The organism is Vibrio syngnathi (genome assembly GCF_002119525.1).
Lineage (GTDB): Bacteria > Pseudomonadota > Gammaproteobacteria > Enterobacterales > Vibrionaceae > Vibrio > Vibrio syngnathi.
Map to the genome: position 1 here is coordinate 2,566,468 of NZ_CP017916.1, position 17,879 is coordinate 2,584,346.

The 17,879-nt window shown below is 43.4% G+C and carries 16 protein-coding genes and 1 other RNA gene; 8 read left to right on the forward strand and 9 right to left on the reverse strand.

Annotated elements, in window-relative coordinates; translation table 11 throughout:
• The first annotated feature begins 344 nt into the window (after nt 1–344).
• Entirely contained in the window at nt 345–1,667 is a 1,323-nt protein-coding gene (locus K08M4_RS11690; RefSeq protein WP_086049053.1) for an IS4-like element ISVbsp1 family transposase, read from the forward strand.
• 78 nt (nt 1,668–1,745) lie between these two features.
• On the opposite strand, the gene K08M4_RS11695 is transcribed toward K08M4_RS11690, so the two are convergent.
• From K08M4_RS11695 to grpE, 3 genes are all read right to left on the reverse strand, one after another.
• Nucleotides 1,746–2,783, reverse strand: a complete 1,038-nt coding sequence (locus tag K08M4_RS11695) for a polysaccharide lyase family 7 protein (RefSeq protein WP_086049976.1) — start codon at nt 2,781–2,783, stop codon at nt 1,746–1,748.
• 255 nt (nt 2,784–3,038) lie between these two features.
• Nucleotides 3,039–4,313: a dicarboxylate/amino acid:cation symporter gene (locus K08M4_RS11700; RefSeq protein ID WP_086049977.1), complete on the reverse strand. Its 1,275-nt coding sequence runs from the start codon at nt 4,311–4,313 to the stop codon at nt 3,039–3,041.
• A gap of 388 nt (nt 4,314–4,701) precedes the next feature.
• The gene (grpE, locus tag K08M4_RS11705; protein WP_009848329.1) at nt 4,702–5,283 is read right to left on the reverse strand and encodes a nucleotide exchange factor GrpE; all 582 of its coding nucleotides are present in this window, start codon (nt 5,281–5,283) and stop codon (nt 4,702–4,704) included.
• 143 nt (nt 5,284–5,426) lie between these two features.
• Here grpE and nadK point away from each other — a divergent pair, with 143 nt between their 5' ends.
• From nadK to bamE, 3 genes are all read left to right on the forward strand, one after another.
• A complete protein-coding gene (nadK, locus tag K08M4_RS11710; RefSeq protein WP_009848328.1) occupies nt 5,427–6,311 on the forward strand; it encodes an NAD(+) kinase in 885 nt (294 codons plus the stop codon).
• Between the two features lie 293 nt (nt 6,312–6,604).
• A complete protein-coding gene (recN, locus tag K08M4_RS11715) occupies nt 6,605–8,269 on the forward strand; it encodes a DNA repair protein RecN (RefSeq protein ID WP_086049978.1) in 1,665 nt (554 codons plus the stop codon).
• Between the two features lie 167 nt (nt 8,270–8,436).
• Complete coding sequence (bamE, locus tag K08M4_RS11720) at nt 8,437–8,796, forward strand: outer membrane protein assembly factor BamE (protein WP_004735159.1); 360 nt, start codon at nt 8,437–8,439, stop codon at nt 8,794–8,796.
• 214 nt (nt 8,797–9,010) lie between these two features.
• Here the strand turns inward: bamE and K08M4_RS11725 are convergent, their stop codons facing one another.
• Nucleotides 9,011–9,319 carry an RnfH family protein gene (locus tag K08M4_RS11725; RefSeq protein WP_086049979.1) on the reverse strand — a complete coding sequence of 103 codons (309 nt, stop codon included), beginning with the start codon at nt 9,317–9,319 and terminating at the stop codon, nt 9,011–9,013.
• 3 nt (nt 9,320–9,322) lie between these two features.
• Entirely contained in the window at nt 9,323–9,751 is a 429-nt protein-coding gene (locus K08M4_RS11730; RefSeq protein WP_004735157.1) for an SRPBCC family protein, read from the reverse strand.
• 119 nt (nt 9,752–9,870) lie between these two features.
• Between K08M4_RS11730 and smpB the strand changes: the two genes are divergently transcribed.
• Complete coding sequence (smpB, locus tag K08M4_RS11735) at nt 9,871–10,356, forward strand: SsrA-binding protein SmpB (protein WP_004735156.1); 486 nt, start codon at nt 9,871–9,873, stop codon at nt 10,354–10,356.
• Nucleotides 10,357–10,422: 66 nt separating this feature from the next.
• Nucleotides 10,423–10,789: a transfer-messenger RNA gene (gene ssrA / locus K08M4_RS11740) on the forward strand.
• A gap of 209 nt (nt 10,790–10,998) precedes the next feature.
• Here ssrA and K08M4_RS11745 read toward each other — a convergent pair.
• The 4 genes from K08M4_RS11745 to K08M4_RS11760 form a co-directional block, all read right to left on the reverse strand.
• Nucleotides 10,999–12,879, reverse strand: a complete 1,881-nt coding sequence (locus tag K08M4_RS11745; RefSeq protein ID WP_086049980.1) for an ATP-dependent zinc protease family protein — start codon at nt 12,877–12,879, stop codon at nt 10,999–11,001.
• A 304-nt stretch (nt 12,880–13,183) separates the two neighbouring features.
• The gene (locus tag K08M4_RS11750; RefSeq protein WP_086049981.1) at nt 13,184–14,011 is read right to left on the reverse strand and encodes a M15 family metallopeptidase; all 828 of its coding nucleotides are present in this window, start codon (nt 14,009–14,011) and stop codon (nt 13,184–13,186) included.
• An 82-nt stretch (nt 14,012–14,093) separates the two neighbouring features.
• The gene (locus tag K08M4_RS11755; protein ID WP_086049982.1) at nt 14,094–14,822 is read right to left on the reverse strand and encodes a DUF429 domain-containing protein; all 729 of its coding nucleotides are present in this window, start codon (nt 14,820–14,822) and stop codon (nt 14,094–14,096) included.
• Nucleotides 14,823–14,868: 46 nt separating this feature from the next.
• Complete coding sequence (locus K08M4_RS11760; protein WP_435532564.1) at nt 14,869–15,702, reverse strand: YeeE/YedE thiosulfate transporter family protein; 834 nt, start codon at nt 15,700–15,702, stop codon at nt 14,869–14,871.
• 217 nt (nt 15,703–15,919) lie between these two features.
• On the opposite strand from K08M4_RS11760, the gene K08M4_RS11765 reads away from it, so the two are divergent.
• A complete protein-coding gene (locus K08M4_RS11765) occupies nt 15,920–16,858 on the forward strand; it encodes a hypothetical protein (RefSeq protein ID WP_086049984.1) in 939 nt (312 codons plus the stop codon).
• 197 nt (nt 16,859–17,055) lie between these two features.
• Nucleotides 17,056–17,823 carry a 1-acylglycerol-3-phosphate O-acyltransferase gene (locus K08M4_RS11770; protein WP_086049985.1) on the forward strand — a complete coding sequence of 256 codons (768 nt, stop codon included), beginning with the start codon at nt 17,056–17,058 and terminating at the stop codon, nt 17,821–17,823.
• Nucleotides 17,824–17,879 lie beyond the last annotated feature (56 nt).

The following is a 17,879-nucleotide window of genomic DNA, read 5'->3' on the forward strand; positions in this document are numbered from 1 at the left end:
ATCAGGGAATCAACCCTAATACACAAAATTAAAGTGCAAATGTAATTTGCTTTCGTATGCACCATAGATAAGGGCTGCAAACTGGTTTTCAAGGGAAAAAGTAAAAAAAAATCTGATTTTTTCCCTATCTTTCTGCTTAAGAAGAAAAAGTAGCTCATCCCTTACGGTTTAAGGCGCCAAAGTTGACACATTCATGCGTTCACCTTCAGCAATAAAATAGTCGCCCTATTCTATTTCACATAAAAAAAGACCTTCACTAGGAATAATGCCGATCGTTTAAGAAGACTTGAACGATCTTGCAGTTAGCAGATAATCCCCATCAACAACGTTGATGGGGATTTTTTATGCTTGAACAAGAATTAGCAATGGCACACGAGACCATTGAAGATGCCGACAATTATGAATCTGTCGTCGACGCCATTCAGATTGAGTGGATAGAACAAGCTCTTCTTGAAACCAATAAAGCGAGCATAAGACGACGCCGACTTCCCGCTCAGCAAGCTGTCTGGTTAGTTATTTGGATGGGGCTGCAACGCAACATGTCTATCAAAGAGGTATGCAGTTCATTAGACATTGCACTTCAGCCTAAACCTGAAGATAGCTGGTCTCGTGTTGCACCCAGTGTCCTAACTGATTCACGCCGACGTCTAGATGAGAGTCCGTTAGCGGCTCTGTTTCACACAACGGTAAAGGCTTGGAACGGAGATATCCTTCAACAAGACAAAGACTTAGAACTTAATGTTCTTGCTGTCGATGGAACAACATTTCGGTGCCAAGATTCCCCAGAGAACGCTGAAGAATTTGGGTTCATCTCCAAAAAATTGAAACCTTACCCTCAACTTCGTTTAGTCGCTTTGATGTCAACAGAAACTCGAATGATTATGGGGGCGGCTTTTGATGGTTGTCATGTCGGTGAAACGACCTTAGCTAAGCGCCTATTCAATGACATCCCCGCACACTCATTGACCTTATTTGATCGTTGTTATTTCTCGGCAGACCTTTTACTGTCCTGGCAAGAGAGTGCTGAAAATGCCCACTGGTTAATGCCTGCAAAACGTAAACTACGCTATGAAGTGTTGGAGAAATATGCGGAGAACGACATGCTTATCTCAATGCCTATCTCTCCTCAAGCTCAACGGCAGAATCCGAATCTACCCGCACGTTGGGAAGCCAGATTAGTCCTATATCAAGAGCCAAAAGGTGAGATAAAAGGTTTTATTACTTCACTTACAGACCCTAGCAAATACTCGCTAGAAAGCCTGCTGCGTATTTATTGGCAACGCTGGGAGATTGAAGAGGGTTATGGTGAAATTAAACAGACTCAACTTCAAAGTCACGTCACTTTACGAAGTCGTTTTTCTGCCGGTGTGAAGCAAGAGCTTTGGGGCGTATTACTTGCCTATAACTTAGTGCGATTAGAGATGGTTAAGATAGCTTCAGAAGCCGGGGTTCGAGCGACTAGGGTCAGTTTTACCGCCGCAATTAACCTTATTGATGCGCAATTACGTTGGTTAGCTTTAAGTCCAGACGGAACTTTACCTGTAAAACTGAAAAGGATGAGAGAAAGTTTGAGTCACTTCATTCTTCCAGATAAAAGAAAGGACCGAACGTTTCCACGTTCAGTCCTCTTTGTCCCAGCCAAATATCCGTTCAGATTCAAGCAGTAATGCTTATCCGAACGGCATTATTCACTAGGAAGGTCTTTTTCAAATAACGCTTGTTCAGTTAGTTATGAATTCGCAATATTATTGATTGAGAATTAACTGGTAGAAGCTCGCTTGTGTGTAGTCACCCGCTTCCATACCACGCCACTCACATGCCGAACTCGACTTCTTAGTGTTACATTGATTGTATGCACCCGCTTTGAAGTACATCCAATCTTGACCATAGCCAAGATCAACGTCGTGTCCTTGATATTTACCTTTCGCCAGATCAACATCATATGTCTTCACAATTGGATCCGACGAGTTTGGATTCTTAGTAAACGTCAAGTGCATGATGTTATCTTTAATATTTACATCATATGAAAAAACCTCACCTAACTTAATGCCATCGCTAGGGTCAGAACTGCCCTTTTTCAAATTGTATTGACCAAATACATCATGGCGAATGTCTTTACGAAGTTTCTTTCCATTTTCATCTTTCGCGTTTTTCAATTCTTTCGGCGGGTTGAGCTCGTAGTTCCATGTTAATGAACCATGCTCATGCTCTGGTAGTTTACGGTAAACAATTTTAAGAGGTTCATTGTCCGAGCCGTGAATTTGCCCGATGACGACTGAAAATGCGCCTGTTTTATTGTAGTTACCACTGGTACTCACCTGGTCGACAGAAAGCGTCGCCGTCATTTGGCCGCCAATAGAGCCAAACTCTTCTGCATTCTTATGGCTCGAAATAGCAAAGTTGTTACTCGGAGCTGAGTAACTATCCGCTAGCATTGCTCTTAGCTCACTACGAGTGTTCTTACTGTTTGGTGTCGTTGGTGCCGTATTCGGAGCCACAAATACCATCGCCCCAGATTCGGCATCAGTGTAGAACCATTTAGGGTGAACGTAAGGCGTGTCTACATTCGATAGTTCCTTCTTGCCTATCTCTAGCGTTTTGCCTTTTCTAGATCCTTCGGTCGTTAACTCAGGTAAGTTAATTTTCCATTTAGATAAATCAAAGTTTTGTGCAGGCGCTTTTGCAGGGTCAAGATTGAACTGTTGACCAATATCGTGATTAGAAGCAAGAACGGGAGCGGCTAAAAGGCTGGCAGTCAGTAGGCTAAGGTAAGACAGCTTCATTATTGGGTTTCCTTTATGTCGTCATAATGTAGGTTGCCAGAACAATAAAATAATATTGTATTATTATATGTGATCTATATTAAAGATTGAAAACTGATGGCTAATTCGGCACGAGTAAAAAGAAAAAATGAGACTTAGTACCAACCAACGATTTTTAGACCAAGTAATCAGATAACTCAAAGCACTTCTCAGCAGAAACAAAAAAGCCCCGCTCTCATTGAGCGGGGCTTCTAATTATCGAATCTTAATTAGGTATTAAGCTTCTGCTTTCTGTAGTTCAGTTTCTTCGTTCTTTTCAACGCCGATTGCGCCTTCAGACTTAGCAACGATAGTGTTAACCGCAGTATCACCAACAACGTTAGAAGAAGTACAGAACATGTCACAGATACGGTCAACAGCAGCAACAATCGCTAGACCTTCTGGTGGCAAACCTAGTTGGTGTAATAGAACACCGACCATAACAACACCGCCACCAGGAACACCACCAGCACCGATAGACAGTAGCAAGATAGTTAGACCTAGAGTAAAGATGTCAGCAGTATTGATTGGCTGACCGAATGCGTTTGCTACGAACATTGTCGCTAGTGCGATGTAGATAGAGACACCTGACATGTTCATTGTAGCGCCTAGCGGTACACCGAAGCCTGCCACAGATCTTGATACACCAAGCTTTTCAGTTAGAGTGCGCATTGTTACTGGGATAGTCGCGTTCGAACTTGCCGTCGATAGTGAGAAAAGGATTTGCTCACGAGTTGCACGTAGGAATTGCTTAGGCGTAATACCTGTCGCGATACCAACCATCATTGGGTAGAAGAAGAAAATCCAGAACACTAGCATCGCAACAACAAGCGCTACGTAGCCCGCTACAGACATAAGTGTCTCAGCGTTCAGTGTCGCACCTAGTTGAATCATCAGAGCGAATACACCAAATGGCGCCAAGCTCATTACTAGGCCGATAAGCTTCATCATAATTTCGTTAGCCATCTTGAACGTTTTGATCGCTGGACCGCCACGTGAATCAAGCGCTTGAATAGCAAGACCAGTCAAAATCGCCATGAAGATGATCTGTAACATGTCACCGCTTGCAAACGCCTGAACTGGGTTGCTAGGAACGATGTTCACAACAAGAGAGAAGATATCTGGAGTTTCAGTTGTTGTTAGTTGAACTGTCTCAGAGATAGTTCCAGCTAAATCTGCGCCAGCACCCGGTTGGAAAATAAGGCCAACAGTTAGGGCTGCAGAAATCGCGATGATGGTGTTGATAATGTAAAGAGCAAAAGTTTTACCACCTAGGCGACCGAAAGAACGGATGTCTTTCAATTCAACAATTCCGCAAACGATAGATACGTATACCAGTGGAACAACCAATAGTTTGATCAAAGAGACAAACATACCACCGACACCTTCTGCTAGACCTAGCAGGTAAGTATCAAATACTGCAATACCGTTGAATAGGTACTGAATAGCAGTACCAATAAGTAGGCCGGCAAACAAGCCTACAAAAATCTTACTTGAGAGCGATTTGTCCATCGTTCTTCTCCAGTTTGTTGTGTTTGAAATTTGTACTTTTATAGTTATATATGCGAGTCAAATCGCTATATCGCAGTGGATTTTACATACAAAGATAACAATTAAAAGCATTTATTTACAAAAACATTACAAGTGTGACATCAAAACATTTCTTCATTAACAACCAGTTTCATAATATAAAACTCTAAATCATTGTTCTGGGTAATATAAAAAGAACAACATTCTTAATGCGGTTTTGATGACTATTTACGTGGGTTCTCAAGTTATAGGCACAAAAAAAGAGAGGCATATGCCTCTCTTTTCATTTTACGTAAACCAGTGATTTATTTTGTCGCCGCGACTTACTCAGTCAATGCGCGACTCAATCACTTGGCAGCGCAACACGTCATTACTTAGCAACCATAACCATCGCAGGGCGAACCACACGACCGTTTAACTCGTAACCTTTTTGCATTACGAACATAACCGTGTTTGATTCGTGATCTGGACTTTCTTGGATAGACATCGCTTGGTGGAATTCAGGATTGAACACTTCACCTTCAGGGTTGATCTCTTTAAGACCAAACTTAGCAACTGTGTCTACGAACGTTTTGTGCGTTAGCTCAACACCTTCAAACAGTGGCTTAACCACTTCGTTTTCAGCATCTGCCGCTTGCATTGCACGCTCTAGGTTGTCGATGACAGGAAGTAGACCTTCAGCAAACTTGTTCAAAGCGAATTTACGCGCCTTATCAATTTCTTGCTCGCTACGGCGACGCATGTTTTCAACTTCAGCTTTTGCGCGAAGAACAGAATCTTGCTGCTCTTTCACTTTAGATTCGCTAGAAAGTAGTGCAGCTTCTAGTTGAGCGATTTTTGCTTCTTGCTCATCAACAGACTCTTCATTTAGCTCAGCTTCTTCAACTTTCTCAGCTTCAGCAATGATTTGATCTAGCTCTTCTTCCGTTACTTTGTTTTCTTCGTTGCTCATGATCTCTCCAGAATTCGTTTTCAATGCAAGTGACAGGTGTGTTTGCACCCCAAATTGATATAAAACACTCGCATAGACGTTCAACTTGCCTTTATTATGGGGATGAAGAATTTTGATTCAAGCCTAATTCGTTTGGAAACGTTATGAAAAAGCCATTTGAAGTCATCGCCATTATTGGTAAACCTCGAGATCAGCAAGCAATTCAGACTCATAGAGAGCTCTATCAGTGGTTAAGTACTGAGGGTTATCAAGTGTTTGTGGATGACAGACTCGCTACAATTTTAGACGATATCCCACAAGAACATTTTTCTAGCCTAATTGAATTAGGTAAACGCGCCGATCTCGCCATTGTGGTGGGTGGTGACGGAAATATGCTCGGTGCCGCTAGAATCTTGTCACGTTTCGATATTTCAGTGATTGGCGTAAACCGAGGTAACCTAGGTTTCCTTACCGATCTTAATCCTGAAAACTTCCAGAGTGCGCTTACTGATGTACTCAAGGGTGAATTCATGGAAGAAGAGCGCTTCTTACTTGAAACTGAAATTCATCGTCATGGCCAAATAAAAAGCCACAACGCCGCACTCAACGAAGCAGTACTTCACCCCGGTCAAGTCGCACATATGATCGAGTTCGAAGTGTATATCGATGACAGCTTCGCCTTCTCACAGCGTTCTGATGGCTTGATCGTCTCAACACCGACAGGTTCAACCGCCTATTCGCTTTCTGGTGGTGGCCCTATCCTGTCATCAAGCTTAAATGCAATTTCATTAGTACCGATGTTCCCGCACACCCTTTCAAGCCGCCCACTGGTAGTGGATGGAAAACGTCGTATCAAGCTGATCGTATCGCCTGATAACCGCGGAACTCAGGAAGTCAGTTGCGATGGTCAAATCTCACTACCGGTTTCCCCTGGCGATGAGATCCACATTTACCAAAGCCCGAATGTGCTCAAGCTGATCCACCCTAAAGACTACAATTACTACCATGTTCTACGTAACAAACTAGGCTGGTCGAGTAAGCTGTTCTAAAAGAAAAGCGACTTTAGTAATAACCAAAATTTGAAAGGCTGACGACATTCGTCAGCCTTTTTTATTGCCAGTAAAAAGCCCGTCAGCTCTAGCTTCTCTTCAATTCCTTATACCGTCATTCCCAAGAGGGAGGAACGACTGAGTTGGGAATCTATAGCGGTTTCAGTGATCTACGGACGCGCTCAATTCTGAGATCGGTCACAAAAAATTTTCACCTGTCGACTTTACTGTATAAAGAAACAGTATATACTGAGCTTATATACAGTATTGTTCAGTTATACAGGTAAATAAAAATGCTGGCTCATCTAAGTGTTAATAATTTCGCTATTGTTAAGTCTTTACAGCTAGAACTCTCTAAAGGCATGACAACAATCACCGGAGAAACGGGTGCGGGTAAATCTATCGCTATCGACGCTTTAAGCTTGTGTCTTGGTGGAAGATCTGATGCAGGAATGGTTCGACAAGGTGAAGAAAAAACCGAAGTCAGTGCCGCTTTTTTACTTGAGAACAATCTGCATGCTACCCGCTGGTTAGAAGACAATGAACTGCTTGATGGCGGTGAATGCATCCTACGCAGAACTATCTCTAAAGAAGGTCGTTCTCGCGCATTCATCAACGGCAGCCCTGTCCCTCTTTCACAATTAAAGTCTCTAGGCCAACTGCTGATCAACATTCATGGTCAACACGCGCACCATCAATTGATGAAAAGCGACTACCAAATGGCCATGCTTGATCAATACGCAGGTCACTTGAACCTATTGAAATCGACACGTAATGCTTACCAAGCCTGGCGACAAGCCGATAACCACTTAAAAGAGTTACGTGAAAATAGCCAGCAAAACCAAGCTCAGAAACAACTTCTTGAATACCAAATCAAAGAGTTAAATGAGCTGTCTATTGGGGAGGAAGAATATGAAGACCTCGAACAAGAGCATAAGCGCCTCTCCAATAGCGGAGAACTGGCCACAACCTGCCAACAAGCTATCGAGCTTATTTATGAAGGCGAAGAAGTTAATGCGCTTGGTATTCTGCAATCGGCCAATAACTCCTTAATTCAGTTAGCTGAGCTAGACGAAAGATTGGCTGAGTTACCGAGCTTACTGTCTGAAGCCATTATTCAGATTGAAGAGACCAATAACGAGTTAAGAACATACCTAGATGGTATTGATGTCGATCCCGGTCGTATGGCTTACGTTGAAGAGCGTTTTTCAAAAGTGATGTCGATGTCTCGTAAACACCACGTGTTGCCAGAAGAGCTTTATAAGCACCATCAAGACTTGCTACAACAAGTTGAAGCGCTGGATTGCTCAGATGAAAAGTTGGAAGAATTAGCAAACGAGGTAGAAAACCAATACCAGTCGTTCGTGGCTAAATCAGAGAAGCTTCATAAATCTCGAACTCGTTACGCAAAAGAGCTTAACAAGCTGATCACGCAAAGCATGCACGAACTGAGTATGGAAAAAGCACAGTTTGCCATTGAAGTGAACAACACCAACACACACCCTTCTCCACTGGGTATGGATAACGTGACCTTCATTGTTTCGACCAACCCTGGCCAACCAATGCAGCCCATTGCTAAAGTGGCCTCTGGTGGTGAGTTATCACGAATATCACTAGCGATTCAGGTGATCACAGCGCAAAAAGTGGATACACCAAGCCTGATTTTCGATGAAGTCGATGTGGGTATCAGTGGACCAACCGCTGCAGTTGTCGGAAAAATGCTTCGAAAACTGGGCGAATCTACGCAAGTGATGTGTGTGACGCATTTGCCTCAAGTTGCCGGTTGCGGTCACCAACAGCTGTTTGTTGCGAAGAACACGAAATCAGGTAAAACCGAGACTCAAATGCACACGCTTGATGAACAACAACGCGTTTCAGAGCTTGCTCGACTGCTTGGTGGCAGCCAAATAACCGAGTCGACACTGGCCAACGCAAAAGAGTTATTAATCGCAGCTTAGGTTACATATTCGGCAACTTTCTGATAATTTACCGAAAATTCTTGGCAATTTTGCAACTTAATTCAAAATTGCCAGTCATAACAAGCTCAAAGCGCAAGGAGCTTTTTACTTCTTGCTGGAGCTTGTTTATTATCAGGCAGTATTTTAGCGAAGAAAGATCTCAGACTATGCGAATTAAAAAGTGGTTAGTTGCAGTCCCACTAGCACTAACAATGTTGACCGGTTGCTCTCTACTAGAGAAGTTGGTTTATCGAATTGACATCAATCAGGGTAACTATGTTGAGCAAGAAGCTGTTGACCAGCTCAAGTTTGGCATGACAAAAACACAAGTTCGTTACGTTATGGGTTCACCTATGCTTATCGAAAACGGCTATCCAGATACTTGGTACTACATTTACCACCATCAAAAAGGCCATGAAGACCCTATTCAGAAAAACCTTGTCGTGAACTTTGATGCCACTGGCACTCTAGTCACGATCAATGGTGATTTTGAAGCCAGTGATGAGTTCTTCGAAAGCCTTCGCTAGTTTTCAATCAACAAAGCTTTCCAGTCAACAAAGATCTCAGCCAATAAAGCTATCTGTCGACAAAACTATCAGTCGACAAAGTATGAATCGCAAAAGCCTGCTCACGAGCAGGCTTTTTAATATCCGCTAACAAATTAAGTGCGTTGTCTAACCAACAGGCACAAAAAAGCTCGCCAACATAGCGAGCTATCTTCTTAGTCGAACTTGTTTAGCATTACGATTTAGCTGCTGCTTTTGCTTGTTCAGCACGCTTACGGCGAATCTCTTTTGGATCGGCCAATAGTGCTCGGTAGATTTCGATACGATCTTTATCGCGAACCGTCGCATCTAGCTTAACGTTGCGGCTGAATACGCCGACCTTGTTTTTCGCTAAGTCGATTTCTGGATACAGTTCCAAAACACCAGACTGCGCAATGATCTCTTCAACGGTCGCGTGCTTGTTTACTACTAAAGTAAACACACGCTGTTCATGCGGAAGTGCAAACACAACCTCTACGTGGATCATATCCGATTCAATAGTCATGGCTTAGTAGACCTGTTTCGCGCGTTGAGTAAAAGCACTGACCATATTACTCGTCAGCTCATTGAAAACCTTACCAAATGCCATTTCAATCATTCGGCTAGAGAATTCAAACTCTAACTTAAGCTCAACCTTACACGCTTGCTCATCGAGCGGAGTAAAATACCAACCGCCCTGTAGCTTTTTAAACGGGCCGTCCACCAGCTCCATCAAGATCTCAGCGCCATCCGCTAAGCGGTTCGATGTGGTAAATGTTTTGCTGATACCTGCTTTAGAGACATCAACCGAAGCTACCATAGTTGAATCTGAAGATTCGATCACACGTGAACCAGAACACCCTGGCAAAAACTCGTGATAACGAGCAACATCATTGACCAAGCTGAACATCTGGTCGGCACTAAACGACACTAATGCTGAACGAGTAACCTTTGGCATATAGACTCCTGTTAAAGACAGCGTTACATTAACACAAACTGCAATTTTAATTGTATTGGGCCAGAGCGCAAATAAAAAGGATTCCCCAACTAGGGTGCAATCCGTATAATGAGGCCATTATGGCAAAGAATAAATCAAAATCAAAAGCTGGTAGCAATACCATTGCGCTTAATAAGAAAGCTCGCCACGAATATTTCATCGATGATGAGATAGAAGCGGGGCTTGAGCTACAAGGCTGGGAAGTAAAATCCCTACGTGAAGGCAAAACCAATATCGCAGAAAGCTACGTCTACATCCGAGACGGCGAAGCATTCATCAGTGGTATGACGATCACTCCGCTAACTCAAGCGAGTACTCATATCGTGGCGAACCCAACACGCATCCGTAAACTACTAATGTCGAGAAAAGAACTCGATAACCTTATCGGTCGTATTAACCGTGAAGGCATGACACTTGTCGCAACCGCACTTTACTGGTCTCGCTCTTGGGCGAAGATTAAAGTTGGTGTAGCGAAAGGTAAAAAGCTGCACGATAAACGTACTGATATGAAAGAAAAAGACTGGGCGAGAGATAAAGCACGAATTATGAAGAGTAATTTGCGTTAATTTTAAGCACTTAAACGCACAGTGCTAGACAGGCAATGCTTTTCTGGTACTATGCAAATAACACTTGGGGCTGATTTAGGATTCGACAGGAATTTTGAAGTCTGAGGTGCATGCCGTGGGGCGGTTGGCCACGTTAAAAGCCGCAAAAAAATAGTCGCAAACGACGAAAACTACGCACTAGCAGCTTAATAACCTGCTCAGAGCTCTCTTACCCTAGCTTCCGCTCGTAAGACGGGGACCAATAAGAGATCAAACCCAAACTAGCTAGCGCGGATTCTCCCACCTGAGAGGAAAAGCGCGAATAACAATTCAGGTTAGCCTTTAACTAGCGTGTCGGTTCGCAGGTTGCTGGTGAAATTAAAGATCGACTAAGCATGTAGTACCAATGATGAATGATTTTTGGACGCGGGTTCAACTCCCGCCAGCTCCACCAAACGTTTGGAAAGGGCCAACTCGAAAGAGTTGGCCCTTTTTTTATCTTTATTTTACTTGCCACAATATGACAAATCACATTGCTAACAATGAGTTACCATTAGCACACCAACAATAAAACCAGACACTCAATAAAAAACCACACATCCCAATACTGAAATGTGTGGCTGTTTAGAACTGTTCTGATACGAACTTAGATAAGTTTAGGTGTTACTCCATATCACCCAGTACATAATCTTCATCGCTACTCACTACCGCGCCGTGCTTTAAGAAGTTCTTACCTAGAATCATGCTGTATTCAAAGCGTGAGCGATCTTGAAGGTTTACTCTCACCTCTTTCTCTAAGTCTCCGAGCTTAACCTTCATTTCGACCACTGGGCGAATGTTCACCTTCTCGCCTTTCTTAGCTTTAATGCGCATTACATCAATCACTGGCTTAGTGAAATCTTGCTTATCGCCTTGGTTGTTTTGATAGGTGAAACTCACCATGTCTTGGCCATCTTTCTTAAATCGTTTGATGTTGACTGCGTTCATTGAGCTCACATCCGCGCCAGTATCCAACTTGGCTGGGAACTTCATGCCGTTGACTTCAACCACTTCGATGTGTCCTACTTTAAACAGTGGTTCAGCTTTCAACAGATAGTCAGAGCGAGTGTTTATGTACACACCGTCTTTTGCCATCTTCTTACCTAAAATAAAGTACGCTTCTTTCTCATTCGTATTGAGCACATCGATAGCAAACTCTTGTTGGCGAACTTTACCAGAGACCGCAAAATCACCACTCACTACCGGACGAGTATCATCACCGACTTTAAGCTTCTTAATAATTGGCTTGGTCACCTTCTGCTTCTCACCATTTACATCCGTAAGATAAAATACAACGAATGCATCTTTGCCTTTACCTGTCATTTCAAAACTGTCGACCTTCAACAAAGGCGTGTTGACCGTGAAAGAGGCAACGGCCTTGAGTGGGAAGTCATCAAGGGTGATGTCCTCTTCTGGAGAAATAACCAAAGGTTCACTCTTTTTAGCGACATCACTAAAACTTTCTGAGCCTTTAGAAAGAATATTTTCTGCATTGGTATCAATCATGAAGAGTTCACTGGCGGTACTGGTACCAAATCTCAACTGCGACTCACTACTCGAGCGCTCACGTAGGTACACCAGAACATCTTTAGTCGTGTTCTCATCGAGTTGAACTGGCACATACACTAAAGGTCTCTTCTTACCGCCCACACTCAACATACGAACTAATGGCAGCGTCATTTCTTTTTGCTTGCCGTCGTTGTCGACCATATCAAACGTGACTTCGCTGTTTTTCTTGTCTACATCAATATTTTTTGAATGCAAAATGCTGTAACGATTCTTTAAAGAGAAGGTCGCATTCATCGCCATTCCCGAGATAGACACTACCTCTTTTCGACCTACTACTGTCGCATTTTCCTGCTCTTGCAAGTAGTCATAGCCCGCAAACACTAAAGCGTTATCAGCAAGAAAAGTTTTGCCAATCAGCACTGGTGCTGAAAAATGGCTTCTGTCGGTAAGGTTAACGTCTGTTTTTAATTCTTGATCCGCAATGGTGAGTGACATTTTTACGGTAGGACGAAGTAAAGGCGTGCTGCTGGTACGGCTGCGTATTATGCTGACTCGCTCTAAAGGTGCTTCGATTAATACCATACCTCCCGTGCGTGGGTTTTGAACCTTAAAAGAGACCACAGCTTCATATTTCGCAAAGGTGCTGCCATCCCAATCATCGTAATCAACATCAGAATTGTTCAGCAGATCTTCGGTTAACGCCGCCATCAACTCTTTGTCTTTAAGATTTTTGTAGTCGGCATTTGAGCTTTTCACGTGAATGTCTTCTGCATGCATAGAGGTGGTTTCTGCACCAGTATCGATTTTACCAATGAAAGGAATATCTTTTAGCCCTTGAACATTAGATAGGTACACGTTCTCAGTGCGACCTAATACCGACTTACCATCGAGTTCGTAAGTGGGATTTTGAGTGGTGGGTGAAGTGTCAGTAGCCAAAGTGTATTGTGAAAAAAGTAACGTACTTAGAAGAGTTAGAGCCAAAGGTATCTTTTTCATTAGTTGGTCCGTTGTGATCAGTTCACTAATAATACTGGCGTTTTGGTGAAAAGTTCCCTTACCAGCACTGGTTCTCACATAACGTTAACGCTATGTGTATTTCAATGACAAACCGATGACTTTGCAGAGTAAAACCTTATCGATTATTGACTAATGGATACCCAATAACCTTTTCAATGCTCAGTGTTCTATTGAAGAAATGAATACAAAAAAGCCAACGACGAGCGCTGACCTTAGCTATTCAAAACACACCTGAAGCGAGTTTAACTTGCTAAAACACAAACGGTTCTAGATAAACATAGCACTAAAAAGTCCCGACTGTTTTCTTTGCACAGATAGCTCGAGCTTTTTCTGCATCCTCACCTTTATTTTTTGAATAACTATTATTCTTATTAAAACATTGGCGATAAGATTCGATGTAACGCTCAAATAGCACTTTAGCTTCAGATTGCGGTTTAGAAAGCAGTTGGTTAACGAATTTTTTTGAGCCGACCTCAAAATGCTGAGTATCGATTGGGCTGTTCCAATCCCCTCCCCAGATCATAAATCCGTGATGGGCAAACAGCTCAACCACATCTTCTGCCATGCCACTGCGTTCAATTTCATCACGCGCGCGAAAACGAGTACGATTCACATAGCGAGTCGCAGATTGTGAAGGCTTTACCGTGATTCGTCCGTTGCTATCGAACTCTAAGAAAGGGTTTTGAACTGGGTTGATGTCGATTGCCACACCATAGGCATGTTTCGACCAACCTCCCCCGCCTGTAATAGGACGAGCATTAAACGCGCTGCTGTTGTTCGCATCCATAGAGGCGTTATCGTCACCTCTGAATTCACGCATTAGGCGAGCGGAATGAAGAGGGAAATTGCGCTGTTTAAGCTCTGAAAAGATTTGTTCAACAGCAGGCGCAATAACATCAAGCACAATCATATTGCCCTGTTGCATTTCCCCTTTGAAATTAATGAAATCGAAATCCACCTTAGATAGTCGCTCACAACCAACAGGCGCACCACTACTCAAAACATTGTTCTTTTTCATCATGTCGCATTGCCATTGAGATATAGGGGCAACTTGGGCATAACTCGCAACACTGAGCACAGTGGCCAGCCAGCCGACAATAAAACGTTTCATATCAAAGACTCAAAAATAGTAAGAGTGAAAAGTAGCAGAAGTTGGAAAATAGCATATTAAGCCAAGTTGAGCGCTCGATTTGTTAGCGTGTTTTATTCCAATAGACAATCTCTCGAACTCGTCCGTTCTGGTCGACATCCGCTTCTCCATCAACATTAGAAGGCTCAGGTAAGGTCGATAATTGCGGAGCGCAATAGGCAATCAACATCAGCACGAAAGCATCGTAAATATCATCTATCGCGACGTCTTTTCGCTTGGTATTTGAAATGGCCAACGACAAGCCGTCACACCATTGAGGGGCAAGTTGCTGAATAATAGAAAGTCGTTCCTCTTTGCCTTCTTGTGTTCGTTTGGAAAACGTCAGCGGTTCGTCTTTCAATGCTGCAAACACCACCTCAGGATGTGATTCCCTGATAGAAAGATTGGGATGAGTTTCAATGAGCTCATCAAGCTCGCGGATCTTGGGCACAATTCCCCAGGTCTGCTTAGCAAACTTCTTATCAAGCTTCCCCACATTGGCATTACACGCCGTAATGTAATCGGTTTGGTAAACCGCCTCACGACACGGAACAGGAAAAACGGAAGAGCCACGCTTACTGGTAAGAAAACGTCTTGCCGCTTTATCGCATAATCTATCCGGAGTCTGTGAATCGCTAAAACCAATCGGCATATCTATTAACGTCGTCGAACCTGCAAATTCATCAACCAACTCATCGAGGGTGTTTACCACTTTAAACGTAGGTATCTTATTGCCAGAGACAATCCAAGCGATCCAACCGGCCTTACAGCCATCAATTCCGATGTATTTCATTGTGTTCTCAAATTACGTGCCCATGTAATTTACGTACTGTCGCTAACTATCGGCTTTGAATCAACTTAACTCCGGTATATATACCCACAATGATACTCAACACAGAAAAAACACCCGCCAACGACAGCACTGGCATCGCCACTAACAGCTGAGTATCGTTCCCGCCACCAGCCATTACGGCTCCAAAGCCCATAAGTACACCAGCAACTAAGTGTTTGCCCAATCGACGTATAGAGCTCAACCTCAAAGAAAACGACCCAGTAAATAACGCGGCGCTAACCATTCCAACTAACAGTGAGATCATCAATATAAAACGCTCGCTGCTTGGCCAATCTTCAGATCTTCCGTGCCAAAGTGAAGTCCCCATAGATTTCAACAACCCACTTGGCGTCCAGTGTGGCTCATACAAGAAAACAAAGCCTGCCATTAACCCAATCCCCAACATTGAGAACCATAACTTGCGATTTACCGCATTCATGAAGTAGCAACTCACCACAATTGTGAGCGAGATACTTCCAAGAAATATGTATCTGGAAAAGTCAGACAGTACTAACCTAGATCCTTTCAACTCCGAAGGCAAAACTGGAGCAAACACCAACCAAGCAACGAACCACCCTAATATGGTCGCCAGCATAACCAGTTCACCACGAGCTAAGCGGCTTACGGTAGATACCCCGCAACCACTATTAATTGCCGCTCCAATACCAAACAGAAAACCACCAAACAGGGAAAACAGGCTCGGCCAAAACGCAGAAGATAACGCTCGTCCTTCCACTGCCGATCCTAATGCCATAAACACCCAAGCCAATGAGCCACTAAACACAATCGCGACAATCAGCATTGGTGACCCGCTTGTCGCCTCTTTAACGCCCCGAACCATACAAAGGCCGGTAGTTTGGGCGAGATATCCGACCAGAAAGATGCAGAGCAAAACGAGAATAAACAACATACACAGCCTCCGAATTGCGTTGATTTTATTATTGTCGTTGGTTAAATATAGTCAGAGCATCCAATAACAACGTGCAAGGACAAGTCTGAACAGGGATAATTGTTTTGATAATTAAACCAAGCTCAAGCACCCAGCCGATAAAAGACTAATGACCACATACTCACACATAGATACCCCGTTCAACCTGCGCCACACCTGTTGGTTTTGTGGTGAACCTTCCAATGATGTTGTTGAATTCCCTAAGACTGCACAAGCTATTGCCAAGATAGACTATTCACCGATTGCACTGCCAGCTTGTAAGGAGTGCGCGAGTGTTAGGTATGCAAAAGATCTAACTTCGATTTGGGCTGTGCGCGATCAGATAAAACACGCACTCATCGATAAATACGCAAAGCACTTAGGTATTGGTGAGAACTGGACGGAGCAAGAGCTTATTGATTCTGATTTCTCGGGCTCGACGCTCGGCGGGTTTGGGCGTAGTGCTTGGAAGATGTATCAAATAGCCAAACAACGAGTCGATTATAAAGGCTGGCCTTTGTCGGTTGATGACATCCCACTTGAGGTATACGACGAAACCAGTGGCTTTGAGTTTGACGGTACTCGTTACGCATCAATCAATTCATGTATCGACTATTTCACCAAGGCTGCGGGCGTAGACAAAGAACTGCTATCGCAACTTGTCGATATCGTTTCAACAGACCGTTTTAGCTACGCGCTTCGAATCGCGAAGCTGAACAAGAATGTCTCTAATACCAAACGCTCAGAGATCATCGAAGAGGTGTTACAGCAAGAGTCTGAGCAAGAAGAGATACAGCTTGAGCAAGCCAATTCACTGTTCAACCCAAATGTCGAAGAGGTCAGCATTTCAGGTTCGACGGCTCCAGTGTTCGCAATTCAATGGGCAATGATGAATAACGTTAAAGATTTAGCTCACCTTTGCGCGCTCGAAGATGATTATTTTGACTATTTCGAGCATCTTGGTGGCCCAGCAGCTTTCATGTCTTATAACGGCCTACAGCTCTACTTAGAGTCACGACAAGACCTGGAATGGGTAGAAAAATTGGACCCAAATAAACAATATTGGTGATCATTAACCATTACTGGTGAACACGTGTAAGCTCGATAACCGTATCAAACACCCATTGTTAGTCCTTGTTTTATATAAAGATCTAAAAATCACACCCTACAACAGTTAATTGTTGCAATTCGGTTAAATAGAGTGAAAACTTCAAGCATCTAAAACTATTTAATCACTGCAATCTTGCGGTGAGTAAGGAGTGAATTGTGCTTGCTGTTCTTCGTATTATTTTGGCTACGGTGTTTATTATTTTCACCACTCTATGTGCTTTTGTTTACTGCTTGTTTAGCCCCAAGAACCCTAAGCATGTGTACGTTTTCTGCCGTTGGTTCAATCAACTACAAAAGATCGTCGGTGTAAAACTGGTGCAGCGCGGCCTAGAGAATGCGCCGACGTCAGAAAAAAGCGTCTATATCTCTAACCACCAAAGCATATTAGACTTTGTGACTGACCCTGGGATGCTAAGGCCTCGTACAGTTTCTTTAGGCAAGCGCGATTTGTTGTATGTGCCTTTCTTTGGGCTGCTGTATTGGATCACCGGTAACATCATGATTAACCGCGAAGATAAGTCCAAAGCACGAGATACCATCAAGCAAGTGGCGGAAGCAATTAATCAGAGAGATCTGTCTGTTTGGGTTTATCCTGAAGGAACGCGCAGTAAAGGGCGTGGACTACTACCATTCAAAACGGGCGCTTTCCGAATTGCGATTGAAGCCGGCGTGCCTATCACCCCGATGTGTACCAGCACCACACACAATAAGATTGACCTCAACCGAGTTAATAATGGCATTGTGATCACCGAAATGCTTGAGCCTATCGATGTGTCTGGATACAAGCTCAACAATGCGAGAGAGCTGGCCAATCACTGTCACGCAATCATGGCAGAAAAAATAGCAGAGCTTGATGCCGAAGTAGCTCGTTTAGAGGCGCAACAAAATCCAGAACTGGATTCAGACGGTTCTTCCGCGCGCTAACAAGGTAGTTACAGAAGGAACAAGAACTAACTCGCAACGAACCCACAGAGTCATTG